The sequence below is a fragment of the Leptotrichia sp. SK-5 genome (genome assembly GCF_055387215.1).
The window spans coordinates 114,276-135,254 of sequence record NZ_AP028931.1 but is presented as its reverse complement, the minus strand read 5'-3'; the positions used below and the strand labels follow the sequence as shown (position 1 = coordinate 135,254).

Sequence of the window (20,979 nt, the reverse complement as noted above, 5' to 3'; positions counted from 1 at the left end):
GAGGTGATTGCTATGAAAAATAAAAAATTAAAAATAATAGTTTTATTAATTGTATGTGTTATTTTTACAGCATGTGGTAAATCACAAAATTCTAATAAAAATATTTATGACTATAAAACAAAATACGTGGGCGACAATTCTAAAGTAATAAATATTTTATCAAATTTAAAATATCCCAAAGAAGCAAGTTATAATTCGGTACAAATTCTTTCAGAAAAAGAGCCTTATGGAATACTTGTGAAATTAAATATAAATTCTGGAAAAATTCCTGAAAAAAATGAGTTTCTTAAAAATTCGGCTGTGTTATTTGCTTTGATTGAAAATTTATCATTTGTGAAATATGAAGATGTTTCAAATAATAAAATTATAGCCGAATTTACTAGAGATGAAATTGATAATTACTTGAAGGCTGAAGTGAATAAAAATACTAAAGAAATTGGAAGTAATAAAAAAGAATTTGTAAAATATTTGAACAAATAAAACTTATAAAGTTTAGTAAATAGGGGGGAAATTGAGGTGTTAAAAATAGTAACATTGCCATTTGATGATAAAGTGAAGGAATTTGAACAGGAAAAACTGGAAAAAGTGTTAAAAGATGTTCAAATCGTGAAATATCAAGCTGAATTGGTAAAAATTGAGGGGAAATATTACTGGACAGTTTTTGTTGAATGTGAAAAAGCAGATAAATTTAATAAAAATTCTGGAAAAGATAATTTTACACAAGATGTAAAAGAATTTAAAGATGCTAACAAAAATTATATGGAATATTTGACAGAAGATGAAATGGAACTGTACAAGATATTAAAGGAATGGCGGGCAGGAGAAGCACAACTTTTGGGCTATCCACCGTATATTATCGCTTCAAACCAGCTTTTGGCAAATATTGCAAAAACCAATCCTAAAAATATGGAAGAACTTTCGCAGTTAAAGGGAATGGGGAAACGAAAAATCAGGGATTATGGAGAAGAAATTTTGCTGATTTTGGAAAATTTTTATGATATGCTTAAACCACTTTGATGATATTTAATAAAATCTTTTTAATAACAAGGGGGGTTACCCCCTTGCTAAAAACTTTTAATTTAAAATTTATAATGAATCTGCTATTTAAACAGAAATAATATTAAACACTGTGCTAATTACAAGTTCCATTATGTAAACATGCGACATATCTCTCTTCTTTACTTTCAATGTTTAAGTTTTTATCTAAAATTACTAAAGTTTTATATTTTGTGTCCCATCCGAAATATACAAGACCTTCTGCAAAATCAGAACCAAGATTTGTATAGTCAATAACTAAAGCACCATTTTTGTAAGGCTTAATTTGTAATAATGGAGTATCTATATCCATTGCTGGATTCAGATCCTCTACATACCATTCATTTTTCTTTTTAACAATTTCCCAAAATCTACTATCCCAAGTACCTTTCAACTTTTCTAAATTTGAATTGCCATCACTATGGAACTTTTCTCCAAATACAAAAATGTTCAACAATAACATAATCATAATAACTAGTTTTTTCATTATTTTCTCCTTCTTCTAACTATAATTTAAATTAATTATAACAGTTTTTTTATATTATTTGAATATAAAAATTTAAGAAATTCAAATAAATTCTATTTTATACTCGAACCCGTTTAAAATTAAACTATAAAAAATTATATAAACTCAAGGTTTGAGTAAATAGTCATAGTTTTTGAGTTCTGTTTTAAAGCGGTTTTACTATAGACTTAATTTTACATATTTTTTCTTGCTTTCAAAAGTTCATTTTTCAAAGCTTCCAATTTTTCTGATAATTTCACTCTCCCAGATTTTAACTTCTCACCATATACTTTTTTTACAAACCTCAAATTACTGTCGTAATACTCTTTTGCCTTTTTCAAGTCTAGCAATTCATAATTTTCTAAAAGTTTTTCACCCTCTGAAATATAATCAATTGTTAATTTTTTAATATTACCTGTATTTTCAAGCTTTTCGTCTTCTAGTGCTACAACATCGTAAAAATCATTATTTTCATAAACCCTATATAAATCCTTATTTCCTGGCAATGATGTTTTGCTACTTTCATCAGAAATTTTCATTACAGCGTTTTCATTTATTTTAGCCATTTTATAAACGGTACTTATTTCCTTTTTGGGTAATGCTATGGCATCTCCTACTCCAAATGTATCGACTTTTGCCTTATTTTTTATTAATGTTTCTATTTTTTCCTCATCAAGTCCGCTGGTTAATATGATTTTTGCCTTATAAAACCCATTTTTATCCAATATTTTCCTGCATTTTTGGGACAAATCTTCCAAATTGCCTGAATCTATCCTAATCCCATAACTTCCTTCATACTCATCATCTATTTTATTCGCCTTAAATGCTTTAACTGCACTATCTATACCGCTATTAAGCGTATCATAAGTATCTATTAGCATTATTAGAGCCTGCTTTTTATCTCTATAAGTCTTTATAAACATATCAAACGCCTTATATTCGGCATCTTTTTCCATGCCAAAACTTTGAATAAACCCATGCGTCATAGTTCCTACACTTTTCAAATTATAAAGATATTCCCCCATTAAATTGGAATGGGCTACACAGCCACCTAAATAAGCGGCTTTCGTTATTGACATTACTGCTTCAAAGCCTGCTGTTCTCCTGCTTCCAAAAAATAAGACATCCTTATCCTTTGCTGCCTGTACAATTTTAGAAGTGACAGTTGCTGCAAGTGTCTGATAATGCAAAATATTTAAAATAGGAGTTTCAAGAATTTTTCCTTGTATAAGTGGGGCTGTAATTGTAAGAACTGGTTCATTTGAAAAAACGATTTCTCCATCTCTTAATCCCTTTATTGAGCCTGTAAATTTCATATTGGCAATATATTCAATCAAATCTAAATTATCCAAAACTTTTGACAAATATTTTTTCTTTTCCTCATAAGAAGTATTAGAAAGGGCATCTACGAGTTCCAGCACATCCGCTATCCCATATATAATCGCATAATCATTTTCCTTTTCTGTACGTAAAAATACATCAAAAGTCGCTATTTGATTTTCCATATTATTTTTTAAATACACTTCGCTTTCTGCATACTGGTATCTATCTGAATTTAAAAATTTAAAAAATTTCTCCATAATGAACCTCTTCTTTTCTATAATTTCTAATTTATTTTACAATAAAATCGCTTTAAAATCAAATTTATAATTATTCAAATCCTCATATTTATTTAATTTTATTAGTTAAAATTTAAACATATTTGAGTATATTATTCAATTCAATAAACACAAATACATTATCTCATATTTTTAATTTATTTAAAAGAATTTATTATATAAATTTTTAAAAATAAAAAATAAATATGTTGAAAAAATATATGAAATATGTTAAAATTATAATAAACTTATAATTATTATTTTTACAATGAAACATTAAACTTAATTTATTATGACTGATTTTAAAAATCGAAAGGTAGGAAAGTAAGTGAAATTCTTACACTGTCCCGCAACCGTGAAAAACCTCTATTTTTGATGTTCCAAGTCGGATAACTATCCATAATAATTATTCATTAATTAACTACGGCAGATGGTTAGATGAATTTTAAAACCCTGAAATTTTTTAAGTTAATCGTATTCTTTCAAAATTGAACTAAAAACTTTAAACATAATTAGAAGACTAACAAAGTAGTCTTGACTTTTAATTTCAGTTTAAAATACATTACTGTAATTAGAATTTTAACCGTTTGCTTTATAAACGGTTTTTTTTATGAGAAAAAGTTTAATTTGTTATTTTAAACATTTTGTAAAATAATAAAATTCAAATAAAATTAAGGAGAGAAAAGATGAGAAATTCATTCAAAACGATTATCATCATGTTGATGATGGGACTTATTTTTGCTTGCCAGCCAAAGCAAAAAGATGCAGACAAAGGAAAAACAGAAAAATCTGGTAAAATTACATTGGCATTTAATCAGGATCCTACTGGGAACTTAAATCCTCACGAATACTTACCAAGCCAGTTTATTACACAGGATATGGTTTACGACGGACTTGTATCTTATGGGGAAAATGGAGAAATTAAGCCAATGTTGGCAGAATCTTGGGATATTTCCAAAGATGGAAAAACTTATACTTTTAAATTAAGAAAAAATGTAAAATTTTCAGATGGTTCAGATTTTAATGCAAAAAATGTTGTAAAAAACTTTGATACTGTCTTTTCTAAAGAAAATAAATCAAATCACTCATGGTTTGCATTTACTAATCATTTGAAATCATACAGAGCAGTTGACGACTATACATTTGAAATAGTTTTAGATACAGCTTATACTGCAACATTATATGACTTGGCAATGATCCGTCCTATACGTTTTCTTGGAGATGCTGGATTTCCTGACAATGGAGATACTTCAAAAGGAATCAAAAAACCTATAGGAACAGGAGCTTGGGTATTAAAAGAACACAAAAACAATGAATATTCAGTTTTTGTAAGAAATGAACATTACTGGGGAGAAAAACCTGCCGCTTCAGAAGTTGTAATAAAAGCTATTCCTGATAGTGAAACACTTGCACTTCAATTTGAATCAGGTGATATTGACTTGATCTATGGAAATGGTTTAATCAGCCTAGATAGATTTGAAACATACAGACAAGATAAAAAATACACTACTGCCACTTCTAAACCAATGTCTACAAGAATGATTCTTTTAAATACTACTAGTCCTATTTTAAAAGATCTTAAAGTAAGACACGCTTTAAGTCATGCTGTAGACAAACAAAGTATTGCAAAAAATATATTTGGTGGTATCGAAAAACCTGCTGATACGATTTTTGCTCCAAATGTACCTCATACAAATATAGAACTTGCAAAATATAATTTTGACTTGGCAAAAGCAGAGGCATTGCTTGATGAAGCAGGATGGAAAAAAGGTGCTGACGGCATGAGAGAAAAAGATGGTAAAAAAATGATTCTATCTTTCCCTTACATCAGTTCTAAAGTTACAGATAAAAATGTAGGGGAATACATTCAAGGAGAATGGAAAAAAATTGGTATACAAGTTGACTTAAAGGCAATGGAAGAAAAAGCATACTGGGAAAATGCAACTGCAAAAAATTATGACTTAATGTCTGACTATTCATGGGGTGCCCCTTGGGATCCGCACGCTTATCTGACTGCAATGGCTGATGATTCAGTTAACGGAACAAACCCTGCCTACGCTGCACAACTAGGTTTACCTATGAAAGCTGAGCTAGACAAAACTATCAGAGCTTTATTAATTGAACCTGATGAAACTAAATTAAACGAAATGTACAAATATGTATTAACTACTTTACAAGAGCAAGCTGTATATATTCCAATCAGTTATCAAGCTTTAGTAAGCGTTTATAGAACTGGAGAGCTAGAAGGCGTGAAATTTATGCCAGAAGAAAATAGAATTCCTGTATGGACAACTGTAAAAGTAAAATAAATTACAAATATTGAAATAATAAAACCTCTTTAAAGCTGAACTCAGAAATTACAACTGCTTTAGCCATGCTAAACTACATTTTAAAAATAGAATAATTGGTTTGTTTGATAATAAGGGGTCTTGACCCCTTACTAAAAAGAATTTATAACAAAACCATTATTTTAACAAGAAATGGTTCGATTTTAAAGAGGTTGACTATATATTCAATTTTAAGGGATGATTTTGTGATAAAAAAATTAATATCATTATTTTCGATTTTTCTGGCAATATCAGTTATCACATTTTTTCTTGTAAAACTGTCGCCAGGAGATCCTGCCCAAAATTATTTAAGGGCATCTCATGTAAGCATAACTGCTGAAACATTAACAGCAGCCAGAAAAAATCTGGGACTAGACAAACCTTTGCACATTCAGTATTTTAACTGGCTCACAGACATATTAAAAGGTGATTTTGGAACATCGTATACAAAAAAAGCTCCTGTTACAGAACTTGTAAATGAAGCTATTGTTCCAACTTTTCAGCTTGGAATTTTTTCATTTATAATTTTAATTATATTGTCTCCTTTATTAGGAGTCTTAAGTGCAATTAAGAGAAATACAATTTTTGACTATACAGTTCAAGCTTTATCATACGTAGGAGTATCTCTTCCCACTTTTTGGCTAGGCTATATACTAATTATTTTCTTTTCAGTTTCATTAAAAATCCTGCCTGTTTCAGGAAGAGGAGACTGGAAAAATTTTATATTGCCTTGCATGACGCTTGTACTGCCTTTAATAGCACAGACAACTTTTTTTATAAGAAAAAATATACTTGAAGAAATGGAAAAAGCTCACGTTGAGAATGCGATTATTCGAGGTGTTTCCAAAAAAAGAATAATTCTCAACCACTTACTAAGAAATACATCTATTCCAATTATTACAGTTCTAAGTTCAAATATTATGTATTTACTGACAGGAAGTGTGTTAATTGAAGAAATTTTCGCTTGGCCAGGTATTGGAAAACTGTTTACAACGGCTGTAAAAACGGGAGATTTTCCACTAATTCAGATACTGCTCTTATTTTTTGGAGTAATGTCTGTTATTGTAAATGAATTTACTCAAGTACTTGTAAAATATATGGATCCAAGATTAAGAATAAAAGAAAAATCCAAAGCTGGAGGTGTATTATAATTATGAAAAAAAGAAAATTATTTTATTTTTCAGTATCATTACTTGCTGTATTGATCTTCATTGCTATTTTTGCACCTTTACTTGCTCCTTATGATCCACAGTTTACTGATATTTCACAAAAACTTCAACTTCCAAGCAAAATTCATAAGCTGGGAACAGATCATATGGGAAGGGATGTTCTTTCAAGACTAATATATGGAACAAGGCTGTCACTTATGATTTCAGCACTAATTACAGTTGTTACATTATGCATAAGCTTTCCTGTAGGAATTTTGGCAGGCTGGTTTGGAGGGAAGCTGGATAAAATATTTTTATGGATTGTAAATGTCTTTATGGCTTTCCCGAGTTTTCTTTTATCAATGGCATTTGTCGGTATTTTAGGACAAGGAATAGGGAATATTGTAATTGCTGTAAGTGCTATTGAATGGATTTACTATGCAAGAATTTTAAGAAATACAGTCTCTAGCGTCAAACAGCAGGAGTATGTTCAGACAGCACAGGCAATCGGAGCTTCGCCCTTTTTCATAATAAGAAAGCATATTCTTCCTTTTGTTTTCAAGCCTGTCTTAATTGCAGCCCTAATGAATATTGGAAATATAATTTTAATGATTTCAGGATTTTCCTTTTTAGGAATAGGAGTACAGCCAAACATATCCGAATGGGGAATGATGCTAAACGACGCAAAACCTTATTTCAGACGAATTCCAGGGCTGGTGCTGTATCCAGGACTTGCTATCTTCATAACAGTTTTAACATTTAACCTGTTAGGTGAAACTTTTGATAATAAAGGAATTAAAAAATTATGGAAAAATTAAATATAAATGGACTAAAAGTCAGTATTAATAACAAAACGATACTAAACGACATTTCATTCACATTACCAAAAGGGGAAACTCTCATTATTATTGGTGAAAGTGGTTCAGGAAAAACAATGCTTTCAAGATTATTAATAGGAATAAAGCCTGATAATGCAAGTATAAATGGAAATATATTTTTTGATGAAAAAGATTTATTAAAAATATCAGAAAAGGAATGGAATGAATACAGAGGTAAAAAAATTTCATACATTTCCCAAAATCCTATGGCTGTATTTAATCCTTTTCAAAATGTGGAATCTCATGCTGTAGAACTGTTTCAAAGCAGGCTTGGTTTATCAAAAAAAGAATGTATAGACAAAATGATTGAAGAAATGAAAAAATTAAATCTTCCAAATCCAGAAGCACTAATGAAAAAATATCCATTCCAATTAAGTGGGGGAATGTTACAAAGAATAATGTTTTCAATGATGATTCAACTGGAACCTGAGCTCCTGATAGCTGACGAGCCTACTTCAGCCCTTGATTACTATAATACTGAAAAAGTTACTGAATTACTTAAAAATCTGCAATCCCAAAACACTTCACTTATAGTAATTACTCACGATTATAATCTTGCAAAAGAACTTGACGGAAAAATAATTATTATGAAAGACGGAAACTTAATTGAAAAAGGTAATACTTTTGATATGTTAAAAAATCCTCAAAGTGACTACGGCAAATCATTAATATTAAGAAAACGCTACACAAGATACAAAAAAGAAGGAATTTAATATGAAAAAATTAGTAATTGAAAATGTAAGCAAACACTATGATAAAAAAGCCATTTTGTCCAAAATAAATTTATCTGTTTCACAAAATGAATGTCTTGGTATTATGGGAGAAAGCGGATCAGGAAAAAGTACATTAGCAAAACTGCTTGTAGGATTGGAATCTTTTGATGAAGGAAATATCATATTTAATGAAATATCATACAAAAATATCAATAAAAAGCAACTATCCTTAATTCATCGTAAAATTCAGTTAGTTTTTCAAAATGCTTTTGGTGCAGTAAATCCAAAATATACAGTCGAAGAAGTCTTGACTGAACCTCTAAAAATACACTATAAAAAAGAAATTTCATACGAGGAAATGAAAAAACGTGCAGAAAATTTTTTAGAAAAAGTAGGACTTCACCCTGAATTTATGTCACAAAAGGCTATTCAACTAAGCGGAGGACAGCTACAAAGGGTATGTATTGCAAGAGCATTAATACTGGAACCTGAAATAATCATATTTGATGAATCTGTCAGCGGTCTTGATCCTATCATTCAGGAACAAATACTCGAACTTCTTGGCTCACTAAAGGAAACTATGAATTTAACATACATTTTTGTTTCCCATGATTTTGAAGCCTGCTATTATATATGCGACAAAATAGCTATAATAGAAAATGGAGAAATAGCCGATATTATTGAAAATCTTGATTCTCCTATCATAGTAAAAAATGAACGAATAAAACGTATTTTGGGAAAGGCAGTGGATTTTATTGAAACTATTCAATAAACTTATCCTTATTTTCCATTCAAATAACACAAAAGGCTGTTATCACTTTTATATGTTTAGTGATTAAAACAGCCTCTATTTTTTTATGCTCATTCTATTTTTTTATAGTTTCTTCCCAATTTGCAGGATAAATTACATATAAAAATCTCGCAAAGTTAGGAGCACTAAATTTTATTTTTGAACCTTTAGGAATTAAAATAGCATCTCCTCTATTTCCTGTAACTTTATTTCCATCAACTATGATTTCTAATGTTCCATCTATTACATAATCTATCTCATCATAGTTCAGTTCCCAATCAAATGCAGATTCTTCCATTTCCATAACTCCGCAGCTTAATCTTCCACTTTCCTCAATTGAAAATACGTCTGTTAGGAATACTTTGTCATTTGGATTTCCTGTATCAAATTTTTCTGGTTTTACAGTAGGAATTTTAACAACCCCAACTCCACTTTTATCGATATGTTTTTCAAATCCTCCAACTTTTCTCTTTAGTTCTTCTTGTACTACTTTTCTAAGTATTTTTTCCAATGTTTCTCTGTCTAAATTTTTTAAATCCATTGTTCTTCCTCCAAATTATTATATTAATTTTCAGGAACGAATAATCCTGTTTGTTCGCTTCTTATTTGAATTAATGCTCTTGGATCTTTTGCTAAGTCGTCAAGTTTTCCTTTTCTTTTCATAAGAAGTAAAATTTTTGTACCTTTATATTCAGAAAGCATATTAGCATCTCCTATACTGTCACCTGCAACTAAAATAGGATCTTTTCCACCATGTTTTGATTTTATGTATTTATTTATTACTTCAACTTTTCCTTTAGTTTGTGTTTGTGGATAACCATGTTTGTACTCAGCTCTATATTTATTTCCATTCATCTCAAGACGCATTCCGTAAACACTGTCAGCACTCAAATTATACCCATAAGATTTATCATTTGCGAAAACTTTTACTATATCTTCAAGAGACGCTGAAACTATATACACTTTTATACCATTTTTCTCAAATTCATGAAATAAGTTAGCTGTTTCAGGCTGAGTTCTTAATCCACTCTTATATTCATATCTAACTTTTCCAGCTTCACCTGTCAACTTATCACTTGATTCAAGAACATATTTTCCAAGTTTATTTCCTATTCCAAAATCATTAGCTTCTTTTGCCAATTTTTGCACTTCTTCTACAGTCATATTGTCAAACAAGTAAAGAACCCATGGATAAGCAATATCATGAGAAAAACTTCCACCTATTGCTTCATAAAGAAATGCCAATTTCCCTCTAAAGTCTTTAAATTCTTCTGTCGCTTTTATTTTTTCCAAAGACATTTTTTTATCTTTTATATAATTATTATAAAGGAAAGTATATCTTTTATCTAAATCATTTGCTATTTTTGTAATATTAATAGCTTGCCCATTCACATTTGAATATTCCTTGTCAAAATTATCTAATGGAATATCTTTTCTAATTGCCTTTGAAAAGGCAGCAGGTGTCATTTCAAATTTCAAATTATCTATTTGGTATCTAAACAGATTTTCTTGAGTATCTTGATAAATTGATGTATAATCCCAGTCAAAAACTACATAATTTCCTTGATTTTTATTTTCATCAATAAGTTTTGATAAGGCTGCCCTATTTTTGGGAACCCATCTTAATTCATCTAAATTGGCAGCTGATAACGCCAATGCCATAACTAAAAATGCCAATAATCCAATTAATTTTTTCACATTAAATTTCATCTTTCATCTCCTTGGGTATATTTTTTATTTTTTATTTTGAAGATTCTTTTTTACAGAATAATATTTTTGCAACTAATATTGCTGTTACTCCTGCCACTAATTTTCCAACTATCATTGGGAAAATCATTTGAGTGTATTTTCCACCGTCAAATCCAGCTGTAAATCCTAAGTGATCTCCGAAAACGAACGCAGCACTTACTGCAAAGGCAATATTCATAACTTTTCCATTTGCGTCCATATCTTTTAAAATTCCAAACATAGGAATATTGTTAGCTAAAGTTGCAACTAATCCAGCAGCCCCAGCTTCGTTCATTCCAAGCCCTTTTCCTAATAATTCAAGTGGTTTTCCAAATACTTTTGTAATAAAATGCACTAATGGGTATGCTCCAGCAAGCACTATTGCAATTGCTCCAACTGTTCCTAATCCATCTGTTATCGGAGCCATTCCAGGAATTACTACAAAACCTGTCAATGCTTCAATAATTGAAGCTACTAACCCTATTGTAATTATAATTACTACTGCTTGTCCAAAAACTGCAAACCCTTTTGTCATTTTTTCAGGTATAAAAATTAATCCTAAAATAATTAACGTCGCAACAATTATTATTGGTATCAAATTCACTAAAATTAGCCCTATTGGGAACCCAGCCGCTATTCCACCTGCAAGTACTCCTAATGGTATTGTAGTGATTCCAGCCAAAATTCCTTTTGCTAAGAACGGTTTATCATCTTTTTCAATTATTCCCAATGCTACAGGTATCGTAAACACAATAGTTGGTCCCATCATTGCACCTAAGATAAATGCTGCTAATCTCCCAGCTTCAGGATTTTTAGCCATTCCTAATGCAAGTGGAGCTCCTCCCATATCATTTGCAAGAAGTGTTGTTGCAAACATAGCTGGGTCTGCTCCTAATGCTGAATAAATTGGTCCCACTATTGGTGTCAACAGATTTCCTAAAACTGGTGCTAAAGAAATAATCCCAACCATGGCAACCGCAAGTGAACCCATAGCCATTATTCCTTCTTCAAATTTTTCACCATACCCCAGTTTATTTCCAAATATTTTATCTATTCCACCTATTGCCATAAAAATAGTCATAATAATAATTATTATTTTATCTATTCCCATTTTATATTCCTCCCAAATTTCACTCAAATCTTCTATTTTAAGTGAAAATACTCAAAATTATATTATATTTTTGTTACTTCTTATAAAATATTTTTTATTTGATTTTAAAAACTACAAATAAAATTTATATTTTTCTATAAGGTTTTTCTCAAATATTTTAGAAAAATATAGAATTGCCTAATCAAAATAATTATTTATTTAATGGAAATAATGTTAAAAATTTACAAGGCAATTCTATTTTATAATAATGATTTACTCATTAATAATTTAATGGATTATCTGCCACAGATTTTACTGCTTCAGCGAAAGCATCGCACGCAGCTTTACATGCTGACTGACTTCCTGTTAAAAGTGCTCCACCAAAGTTTGTTTCTGAAGGCGGTCCAAAGAATGCAACTAAACTTACATCTGCTGCTTTTAATGCAACATCTAAAGCGTACATTGCTTCAAGTGGAGGTGCTATTAGGTATGCTAATGATTCCCCTTCTGCAATTCCTGCTGTTTTTGATAAATAACTTCCTGTTCTTGATACACAATGTGCATAATATGCAATGCTATCATCATCATTTGCACTTATGAATGCTCCTTCGTTTTCAATAAAGTCAACTGCTGCAGCTAGTCCACTTTTTACTTCTGCAGGAGTAGGCCCTGACAATATTCCTATTACTTCTCCTGCAAGTTTTGTATTCGCATTTGCAGCTCCACCATAGAATGATTTTCCGTAAACTACATCAACTACAGCTTTTTTTGTAGCTTCATCAAGTGCAGTATATGTAACATCATCACAATCTGCTGTTATAATTCCTATACTTCTATGTCCTTCAGGTAATTCCAGCTCTTTAGCCATATCATTATCTACATTTGGAATTAATCTTACAGCTAGTACATTTGCTTTTAATCTATCGCCTTTCATTGTTCCTCCTAAAGTTTTTAATTTTTATTTTTTATTAAGTTAATTTATAATTTTAAATCTTGTCCACTTGCTTTTGCATCAATTACTTTCTTAATTAATGTAGCAACGTGAGCTCCTGCTTCTGAAGAAGGAGTTCCATCCTTATGAATATTTGACACAACTGTTCTTTTTGCTTCAGAAATTCCAGGACGAGCCTTGTAAGTAATATAGGCACTCATACTTTCTGCAGTTGTAAGTCCTGGACGTTCTCCTATTAATATACAAACTACATCAGCATTTAAAATTTCTCCAACGTGATCTCCTGCTCCAACTCTTCCATATTTGATAAAAAATGGTGTTCCTGTCTCAATTCCATATCCTTTAAGTCCATTTAACAATGCAGGTATTATATTTTTTGCATTTGCTTCAACTGCAGTTGAACTTAATCCATCTGACAATAATATTTGAACTGTTGGATTTTTTTTACATTTTTCTTCTATTGTCTTTATTCCTTCTTCAGAAATTCTTCTTCCTAAATCAGGACGTGTGATATATTGGTCTCTGCTTTCACATTCAGTAGTAACTTCAAACAATCCAAGTTCATCAAGAAATTCTGTAGGCACATCATTGAACACGGCATCTTGCGCTGCAGCGTGGTCTGCTCTTAATCTTAACAAAACTTCTGTTCTCATTCTTGTTCCAGCTCTTCCAATTCCAAGTCTTGCAGATGTTTTTTGTTTTAACTTCATATATTCTTCTCTGTCTTCAGGATTATCCACAAGCATTTGATCTTTTATGTTTATTTGTCCAATATCTCTTACTTCTCCGTTTACAATATGAGGATTTTCACGTGGCTCATCTCCACTTTCAATATAAACTGAGCTTGTACTGACAACTGGCGCTTTTTCTTCCACAGCTGTTACTGGTTCATTTACTTTTATTTCACCTATTATTTTTTCGATTACATCTTTTAGTTCTCTTTCTGATAACATTGATTTTTCCTCCCTATTTTAAGAAAATTGAAGCATCTCCGGCTCTATCTGTAAGTTTTCCATCTTTCATTATTCCCATTTTTTCTAACCATTGTTCAAAAGGTTTTATAGGTCTTCTGTTACATAAATCTCTTAATGTAGCATCATCGTGATAAGAAGATGTTTGATAGTTAAGCATGATGTCGTCTCCCGCAGGAATAGCCATAAAGTAGTTACATCCAGCAACTGTTAATAATACTTTCAAGTTTTCGATATCGTTTTGATCCGCTTTCATGTGGTTAGTGTAGCAAGCGTCAACTCCCATTGAGATTCCAGTAAGTTTACCCATGAAATGATCTTCAAGTCCAGCTCTTATTACTTGTTTACTGTTATACAAATATTCTGGTCCAATAAATCCAACAACCGTATTTACAATAAATGGATCAAATTTTTTCGCAAATCCGTAACATCTTGCTTCCATTGTAACCTGATCGCAACCATGGTGAGCATCTGATGACAATTCTGAACCTTGCCCTGTTTCAAAGTACATTACGTTAGGTCCTGTAGCTGTTCCGTGTTTTAATGCCAAATCTCTTGCTTCCTGAATCATTGTTCCATTTATTCCAAATGCTTCATTTCCTTTTTCAGATCCTGCAATACTTTGGAAAACTAAGTCTGTAGGGGCTCCTCTTCTAATTGCTTCCATTTGTGTAGTTACGTGAGCTAATACACATATTTGTGTAGGAATTTGCCATTTAGTCTTTATTTCGTGGAATCTGTGCAACACTCTCATAACACTGTCAACACTGTCATCAACTGGGTTTAATCCTAAAAGAGCATCTCCTTGCCCAAAGCTAAGCCCTTCATAAGTTGAAAGCATAATTCCATCTGGATCATCTGTTGTATGGTTAGGCTGCAATCTTGTTGCAAGTATTCCTTCTCCACCTATTTCAGTATTACAGAATTTTTTAATTCTTATTTTGCTTGCTCCTTGAATAAGGTCCATATTACTCATAAGTTTAGCAACTGCTGCTACCATTTCACTTGTAAGACCTTTACTGATTCTCTTTATGTCGTCACCGCTTGTATGAGAGTCCAAAATCCATTCTCTTAATTCACTTACAGTCCAGTTTTTTATTTCTCCATAAATTTTTTCATTTACAGCATCCTGTATGATTCTTGTAACTTCATCTTCTTCATAAGGTACTGCAGGATTGTTTCTTAAATCTGCCAATGTCAATTCAGCCAATACAGCTTTAGCAGCCACTCTTTCTTCTGCTGTGCTTGCACTTACTCCTGCAAGTTCGTCTCCTGATCTAAATTCGCTCGCTTTGTTCTGTACATCTTTTACAGATTTAAATTCATAAGTATGTCCAAATAATTTAGTTTTTAATACCATTGTTACATGCCACCTCTCTAAATTTTTTATTTAATAACTGAATACCAATGTTTTTATTACAACAGGTAATACATTTCCATTTCCTAGTGGCGCTCCTATATCAATATAATCTCCATCTCTCACTTTTACACTGTCTATGCAAATTATATCGTAATCATCAAGCTCCAATTTCATACATTGTCCCAATACTTTTGCCATATCATTTTCAACTATAACGATTACAGGGTGAGTCTTGTCATGTTTCCTTTTTATAACATCTGAAATCACTGAAGATAGCTCCATTATGTCAGTATATGCCATATTGTGTTTACCTTTAAAGGCAAGTGCCACATTTTCAATTTCACTTTCAGAGTTAAACCAGTTTAGTTTACTTTCAATAATATTTCCTAGCTCAGTAATTGGCAGCTGCTCGTCTGCCTCAGACATTTTCAGTACAGGAATATTTTTTATTGGAAAAATTCCTTCAGTATAAGTTATTGTACTTCCACTTATTTCTGTCGTATGGCTTCCTGCACCAACTACTGTCGCTCCAATTGTTTCACTTAATTTTAGAGGCTCTATATTTAACTCTTTTAGAACTTTTACCAGTTCTTCTCCAAGCACTACCCCTATATCGTTATATTTGTACAAGTCTTTTTCAGTTTTTCCATAAACGAAATCTGCAACTCCTCCAGTAAATGAATAATGTTCAATGCTGCCATTACGTTTTCTGAAATCTTTATATGTTACTATTTTATGGTACAAATCTGTTTTTGGCAAAAGTTCAATACTTTCAAGAATAAGCTGTGCCATTCTTCTCGTTATTTTTCTCAAATCCTGTTCGTTTATTTTTCTGCCTAATTCCAATTTTACATTTACATCAGCAGCAATATCATACATTTTTTTGAAAATATAACGTGTATTTCCATTTTCATCAAATTTTACAAGTCGTCCTCCAATGTCAAGACAAGTAGTATCTTCCACTTCTCCTCTGTTGAAAACTACAATGTTTGTAGTTCCTCCCCCAATATCAAAGTTTACGATACTTGTATTTTTCTCATCAGAATATCCGTAAGCTCCCGAACCTTTTCCAGCAATAATGCTTTCCAAATCAGGTCCTGCTGTCGCAACAACGAAATCTCCTGCCATTCCACTAAGAATTTGCAGTACTTCCTTGGCATTTTCCTTTCTTGCCGTATCTCCTGTTATTATTACAGCCCCTGTCGAAACATCTTTGTATTGAATATTGGCTTTTTTGTATTCAGATTCTATTATTTCCTTAACCTTTTTTGCATCTATTTTTGTTTCAGTTTCCAGCGGAGTAATATAAATGTCACTTCTATATATAACTTCTTTTCCTATTATTTTAAGCTGAGGCGCTGTAAATGCAGTTCCTCTGTTTTCTATATAAATTTTTGAGAAAATAAGCTGAGTAGTAGAAGTTCCAATGTCTATTCCTACACTTAATATTTCTTCTATCATTATACAAGACTCCTTTGTCTTCATTTATTTAATATAAAGATAAATCAATTTTCAAACCCAAAACTGATTTCAGTTCCCTTACTACCAGTCTTTATATCCAGATTCCCATAAAGTTTTTCCTTTACAAGACTTTTCACTATCTGCAATCCGATACTCCCTTTTTCAAAGTCCTTTTCGTCCATTCCAATCCCATCATCACTTATGAAAATACGGGATTTCATCTCTCCACTTTTTACTCTAATTGTTATATGTCCTCTGCTACGCCCCTTAAAAGCGTGCTTTATACAATTTTCCACAAGTTCATTTACTATAAGTGCAATTGTTGTTGCCTTGTCCGAATTGATTTCAAAATTATCTCCGATTACATCTATTTTTAGTTTTAAATGTCCTTCCAAATTTTCTCTTACCGAATTTTTCAGAATTTTATTTATAACTTCCTTTATTTCCAATTCATCTAGTCCATTCTGAGCAAGTAATTCATGAGTAACTGATATGCTTAATATTCTGTTTATACTATCACTAAATGCCGCTTTTACAGCTTTATCGTCTGTTTTTCTTGCCTGTATCCGAAGCAAACTTGCAATGGTTTGTAAATTATTTTTTACTCTGTGATGAATTTCTTTAATTGCAACTGATTTTAAAATCAGTTCCTTTTCCTTGATTTTAATTTCTGTAATATCTTTTATAAATAAAACTACATTTTTAACATCTTTCGTTTCCTTTACCAGGATATATTCCAAACTCAAAACCATATTTGATATGTTTACATCTGATTTTTCACTTACTTTTCCACTTAGCACATCCTCAAATTCAACATCATCAATTACTATATTATCAAATTTTTCTCCAAGGAAAAAATCCTTATAGCCAATCTTCCTGTATACATATTTAGCTCTGGAATTAGCGTATATGCACAGACCTTCTTCATTAAAAATTATAATTCCATCATTGATGTAGTCGATTATTTTACGTTCCCGCAACATTCCAACAGAGCTCATAAGAATATCATCAGTCGCATTATTAAGAAAACTCAGTTCCTTGTTAATATTTTCCTCATTCATGCCCTCTTCGACTATAAGAACAGCTATTATTTCTCCAGATTCCTCATCACTTCTTATAGGCACTACATTCTGTGTTACGCTTTTATTTTCCTGTGTCAATGCCTTATAATCACGTGATGGATGTCCAGTTTCCAGCGTTCTTAACACCGCAGGCTCATTTTTTCTATAGGCAAATTTCCCTACAACGCTCTGAGTGTAGCTCGAACCTCGCCTTGGATTTGCCTCGGCAACTACAATCGCTGTATCCCTATTTTCGGTCATACAATCAATAAATACGTCTGCTTTTAATAACTTGCTCATAACTGGAAGCCCTTCACATATTTTCTCCAGCTTTTCAATATCTTTATTTGAAAGCTCCGTATATTGTTTACATATCGTTCTAAGCATCTTCATCTCCAGATAAAATTATAATATCGGCTATTTTTCCCATATCGCACCTTTTGTTCATACTAAGTGTTCTTATGTACTCGTATGCTTCATTCTCAGTAAAATTCCTTGTTTTCATCAAAATACTTTTGGCTATATCAATTTTTTTTCTATCCTCCAGCTTTTGACTTGTTTTCAAATATTTTTTCTCCAGTTTTTCAAATTCTTCCTGTTTGTTAAATATAATCTCCAGGTTAGGAATAAAGGATTTTTCGTCAATGGGTTTCACTATATATCCTATTATTCCTATATTTTTTGCTTCCTCTATAAATTCTTTATTGGAATATGCTGTAAGTAAAACAATACCTCTAGACAATTTTTGATCCGTTATTACTTTCGCTGCCTTCAATCCGTCCAGTATTGGCATTTTGACATCCATTATTACAAAATCAGGATTATATTTTTTGCTCTGTTCTATTGCATCAAATCCATCACCTGCCTCCGCAACTACATCATAATTGGCTTCTCTAAGTATTTCACAAATATCCATCCTTGTTATCGGCTCATCATCTACAACTATTATTTTTCTCATTTTTTTTCCTTTTCCTCGAATTTAATATAAATCTTTCAATAACTGCTTCATTTCAACTCTGTTAAATCGTCTAGGATTTTCCCCTGTACACAAATCATTTTCTATCTGATCAATGATATTCTCCATTTCAGAAAAATATTGTTCCTCTGGGATTCCTAGTTCTCTTAAATTATTTGGTATTCCCATTTTAGCCGCCCTCATTTTGATGGCTTTTGCTAGCATTTCCACACCTTCTGCATCTTCTTTAGGTGTAAATCCCAACGCTTCAGCAATTTCACGGTAATATCTTGCCGCATTCTTATTTTGTGCATTAAACTTTATAACTTTTGGCATTATTACTGCATTAAGCCGTCCATGCGGCTTATGAAATCTTGCCCCTAGCGAATGTGCTATGCTGTGGTTTATTCCTAATCCTGCATTGCTGAATGCTACTCCTGCCATGCACGAAGCAATCTGTAAATCAATTCTTTCCCTTTCAAGCCCAGGATTTTCAAAATTGCTTACCAAATCAGCAAAAACAGTTTTTATTGCTCCTAGTGCAAGTGTATTTGTAAACAGATTTCTAGATCTTGAAACATATGCTTCTATGGCGTGTGTCAAAACATCCATTCCAGTGTCTGCAATTATTGATGGTGGAAGAGTTTTTATAAATTCTGGATTTAAGATCGCTATATCTGGCAGCATTTCGCTGTCACTTAGTGGTATTTTTTTATCTTTTGTTGTAACAACTGCATAAGATGTTACTTCTGACCCTGTTCCGCTCGTTGTAGGGATTGCAATAAATTTTGGCTTTTTATTTTGTCCAATTGCCTTTTTTATCTGATTTGTAAAATAAATCATTGATTTGCAGGCATCTATTGGGGAACCTCCTCCAAGTGCTATTATGCAGTCAGGATTATACGCACTTAATTCCAGCATTCCGTTTATAATTTCCTCATCAGTGGGATCAGGCTTTACATCCGAATATATTTTAGTTTCTATTTCCCGTGATTTTAAAATATTAACAACTTTATTTGTAACTTTTAGTTTTACCATATTTTCATCTGTAACTAAAAATACTTTTTCCATTTCCAGCGTTCTTAATATATCCAAAGAATTAGCACCATAATGAATATCCGGTTTTATTTGAAATAACCCCATTGAATCCACTTCCTTTCTTATCGTAATTCTTTTAATTTGGATAATATTTTTTGGACTGTTTCAAAATCTGTTATTTTATAATCTTTTACAAGTATTTCAATAACTTTTCTTTCTAAATCCTCACAGTCTTTTTTTATTTCATTTTTTACTTTGTTTTCTGATTCACAGTTTGATTCACAGAAAGATTTTTCATATCTTATTTCGACTCCCTGTTCCCTAATTATGTCCTTTGCCCCGGGAGTAATAATCATATCAGCCTGAACCACTAATTCCTTGTTTTGAACAAATTCAGAAAGATTTTTTACCGTAATCAATCTTTTTTTCATTTTTTTACTCCTTTTCCGACTCCAAACTGTCTATTATTCCTACAATAGTTGCATCCACAGGAGTTTCAGCGTCAAATATATGTCTTGCAGAACTTCCTGTAACAATTATTACCTTGTCACCTTGTCCAGATCCGATGTAATCTGCCGCTACCATTTTTCTGCTTCCATGCCCTTCACCAGTTCCTTCTACTTCAACTACCATAAGTTTTAATCCTTTTAGTTTTTCATCCTTCCTTGTTGCCCAGACATTATCCACAACTTTTCCAATTAACATATTATTGTCCTCTTTCATAGTATAATTCAATACTATTTTCTTTTATATAATCCATTGCAAGGGAAGTTACTTTAGATTTTGCATCAACTTCAAGCATCTGATTTTTTAATCCTAGCTTTCTAAGTCTACTTTCTGTTATCAATCCCTTCAAATAAACCTTTTCTTTTGCACAAAAAATATTTTTAACTTCTGTTCTTTTCACAACCTTTATTCCAAATTCCTTTACTTTCTCAAGATATTCGTCGTAAAGATTAATTAACGCAACAGGCTTAGTATATTTTTTATATTCCAAACCTTCTTCTACAAGAATAACTTGTGAATCATTAAAAAGAAACTCTGTCATAATACTTTTTCTACCTTGTGAAAGATCTATTAAATCATTTATTCCAAGAGTCGATACTACAAGTACTTTTTTATTTTCATTTTGTCTAACGTCTTCCCATGTGCTGTCTAGCTTTACATTATCCATAAATAATGTTTCATTTTTAAGTTCATCCTTCAAAACCTCATCATTTCCCAAAAAAGCTGTTACTACAGATTTTTTAGAAATTACCTTATTATTTTCAGATGACTTTTCATTTTCCCTTTTGGCAATTTCCTTTAACACTTCCCTTGCAAGCACTTCTATCAAATTTTGAGTATCCATTTTATCTCCTCACAATAT

22 protein-coding genes and 1 riboswitch are annotated in these 20,979 nt (G+C 31.5%); of the genes, 7 read left to right on the top strand and 15 right to left on the bottom strand.

Features of this window, described 5'->3' with window-relative positions:
* The first annotated feature begins 12 nt into the window (after positions 1-12).
* Positions 13-480 (top strand): DUF4825 domain-containing protein, encoded by a 468-nt coding sequence (locus ACZ5B9_RS00645; protein ID WP_464422942.1) that lies wholly within the window; start codon positions 13-15, stop codon positions 478-480.
* Between the two features lie 36 nt (positions 481-516).
* The gene (locus ACZ5B9_RS00640; RefSeq protein WP_464422941.1) at positions 517-1,017 is read left to right on the top strand and encodes an HRDC domain-containing protein; all 501 of its coding nucleotides are present in this window, start codon (positions 517-519) and stop codon (positions 1,015-1,017) included.
* A 115-nt stretch (positions 1,018-1,132) separates the two neighbouring features.
* On the opposite strand, the gene ACZ5B9_RS00635 is transcribed toward ACZ5B9_RS00640, so the two are convergent.
* Both ACZ5B9_RS00635 and pncB read right to left on the bottom strand, forming a co-directional pair.
* Positions 1,133-1,522 carry a hypothetical protein gene (locus ACZ5B9_RS00635; RefSeq protein WP_464422940.1) on the bottom strand — a complete coding sequence of 130 codons (390 nt, stop codon included), beginning with the start codon at positions 1,520-1,522 and terminating at the stop codon, positions 1,133-1,135.
* Between the two features lie 212 nt (positions 1,523-1,734).
* Positions 1,735-3,120: a nicotinate phosphoribosyltransferase gene (gene pncB / locus ACZ5B9_RS00630; RefSeq protein ID WP_464422939.1), complete on the bottom strand. Its 1,386-nt coding sequence runs from the start codon at positions 3,118-3,120 to the stop codon at positions 1,735-1,737.
* A 317-nt stretch (positions 3,121-3,437) separates the two neighbouring features.
* Positions 3,438-3,542, top strand: a riboswitch (adenosylcobalamin-variant (AdoCbl-variant) riboswitch).
* Positions 3,543-3,824: 282 nt separating this feature from the next.
* On the opposite strand from pncB, the gene nikA reads away from it, so the two are divergent.
* The 5 genes from nikA to ACZ5B9_RS00605 all read left to right on the top strand — a co-directional run bounded on the left by nikA (position 3,825) and on the right by ACZ5B9_RS00605 (position 8,976).
* On the top strand, positions 3,825-5,447 hold the full coding sequence (gene nikA, locus ACZ5B9_RS00625) for a nickel ABC transporter substrate-binding protein (RefSeq protein ID WP_464422938.1): 1,623 nt from the start codon (positions 3,825-3,827) through the stop codon (positions 5,445-5,447).
* A gap of 224 nt (positions 5,448-5,671) precedes the next feature.
* Positions 5,672-6,616 (top strand): ABC transporter permease, encoded by a 945-nt coding sequence (locus ACZ5B9_RS00620; RefSeq protein ID WP_464422937.1) that lies wholly within the window; start codon positions 5,672-5,674, stop codon positions 6,614-6,616.
* A 2-nt stretch (positions 6,617-6,618) separates the two neighbouring features.
* The gene (locus tag ACZ5B9_RS00615; RefSeq protein WP_464422936.1) at positions 6,619-7,431 is read left to right on the top strand and encodes an ABC transporter permease; all 813 of its coding nucleotides are present in this window, start codon (positions 6,619-6,621) and stop codon (positions 7,429-7,431) included.
* A complete protein-coding gene (locus tag ACZ5B9_RS00610) occupies positions 7,419-8,204 on the top strand; it encodes an ATP-binding cassette domain-containing protein (protein ID WP_464422935.1) in 786 nt (261 codons plus the stop codon). Before ACZ5B9_RS00615 ends, ACZ5B9_RS00610 begins: the two co-directional genes overlap by 13 nt.
* A gap of 1 nt (position 8,205) precedes the next feature.
* Complete coding sequence (locus ACZ5B9_RS00605; RefSeq protein WP_464422934.1) at positions 8,206-8,976, top strand: ABC transporter ATP-binding protein; 771 nt, start codon at positions 8,206-8,208, stop codon at positions 8,974-8,976.
* A gap of 94 nt (positions 8,977-9,070) precedes the next feature.
* Here the strand turns inward: ACZ5B9_RS00605 and ACZ5B9_RS00600 are convergent, their stop codons facing one another.
* The 13 genes from ACZ5B9_RS00600 to ACZ5B9_RS00540 all read right to left on the bottom strand — a co-directional run bounded on the left by ACZ5B9_RS00600 (position 9,071) and on the right by ACZ5B9_RS00540 (position 20,961).
* Positions 9,071-9,535, bottom strand: a complete 465-nt coding sequence (locus tag ACZ5B9_RS00600; protein ID WP_464422933.1) for a cupin domain-containing protein — start codon at positions 9,533-9,535, stop codon at positions 9,071-9,073.
* Between the two features lie 23 nt (positions 9,536-9,558).
* On the bottom strand, positions 9,559-10,656 hold the full coding sequence (locus tag ACZ5B9_RS00595) for a haloacid dehalogenase-like hydrolase (RefSeq protein WP_464423981.1): 1,098 nt from the start codon (positions 10,654-10,656) through the stop codon (positions 9,559-9,561).
* A 79-nt stretch (positions 10,657-10,735) separates the two neighbouring features.
* Positions 10,736-11,833: an ethanolamine utilization protein EutH gene (gene eutH, locus ACZ5B9_RS00590; protein ID WP_464422932.1), complete on the bottom strand. Its 1,098-nt coding sequence runs from the start codon at positions 11,831-11,833 to the stop codon at positions 10,736-10,738.
* A gap of 259 nt (positions 11,834-12,092) precedes the next feature.
* Complete coding sequence (gene eutL, locus ACZ5B9_RS00585; protein WP_006805299.1) at positions 12,093-12,746, bottom strand: ethanolamine utilization microcompartment protein EutL; 654 nt, start codon at positions 12,744-12,746, stop codon at positions 12,093-12,095.
* 44 nt (positions 12,747-12,790) lie between these two features.
* Positions 12,791-13,717 carry an ethanolamine ammonia-lyase subunit EutC gene (eutC, locus tag ACZ5B9_RS00580; RefSeq protein ID WP_021768563.1) on the bottom strand — a complete coding sequence of 309 codons (927 nt, stop codon included), beginning with the start codon at positions 13,715-13,717 and terminating at the stop codon, positions 12,791-12,793.
* A 13-nt stretch (positions 13,718-13,730) separates the two neighbouring features.
* Positions 13,731-15,095 (bottom strand): ethanolamine ammonia-lyase subunit EutB, encoded by a 1,365-nt coding sequence (locus ACZ5B9_RS00575; RefSeq protein ID WP_464422931.1) that lies wholly within the window; start codon positions 15,093-15,095, stop codon positions 13,731-13,733.
* Between the two features lie 30 nt (positions 15,096-15,125).
* Positions 15,126-16,556 carry an ethanolamine ammonia-lyase reactivating factor EutA gene (gene eutA / locus ACZ5B9_RS00570; protein ID WP_464422930.1) on the bottom strand — a complete coding sequence of 477 codons (1,431 nt, stop codon included), beginning with the start codon at positions 16,554-16,556 and terminating at the stop codon, positions 15,126-15,128.
* Between the two features lie 44 nt (positions 16,557-16,600).
* Positions 16,601-18,004, bottom strand: a complete 1,404-nt coding sequence (locus ACZ5B9_RS00565; protein WP_464422929.1) for a sensor histidine kinase — start codon at positions 18,002-18,004, stop codon at positions 16,601-16,603.
* Complete coding sequence (locus ACZ5B9_RS00560) at positions 17,997-18,575, bottom strand: ANTAR domain-containing response regulator (RefSeq protein ID WP_464422928.1); 579 nt, start codon at positions 18,573-18,575, stop codon at positions 17,997-17,999. Before ACZ5B9_RS00560 ends, ACZ5B9_RS00565 begins: the two co-directional genes overlap by 8 nt.
* Positions 18,576-18,596: 21 nt before the next feature.
* Positions 18,597-19,715: a 1-propanol dehydrogenase PduQ gene (locus ACZ5B9_RS00555; protein WP_464422927.1), complete on the bottom strand. Its 1,119-nt coding sequence runs from the start codon at positions 19,713-19,715 to the stop codon at positions 18,597-18,599.
* A 17-nt stretch (positions 19,716-19,732) separates the two neighbouring features.
* Positions 19,733-20,041, bottom strand: a complete 309-nt coding sequence (locus ACZ5B9_RS00550; RefSeq protein WP_464422926.1) for a hypothetical protein — start codon at positions 20,039-20,041, stop codon at positions 19,733-19,735.
* A 4-nt stretch (positions 20,042-20,045) separates the two neighbouring features.
* Complete coding sequence (locus tag ACZ5B9_RS00545; RefSeq protein WP_026745886.1) at positions 20,046-20,315, bottom strand: EutN/CcmL family microcompartment protein; 270 nt, start codon at positions 20,313-20,315, stop codon at positions 20,046-20,048.
* Position 20,316: 1 nt separating this feature from the next.
* Positions 20,317-20,961: an ethanolamine utilization protein gene (locus tag ACZ5B9_RS00540; RefSeq protein WP_464422925.1), complete on the bottom strand. Its 645-nt coding sequence runs from the start codon at positions 20,959-20,961 to the stop codon at positions 20,317-20,319.
* Positions 20,962-20,979 lie beyond the last annotated feature (18 nt).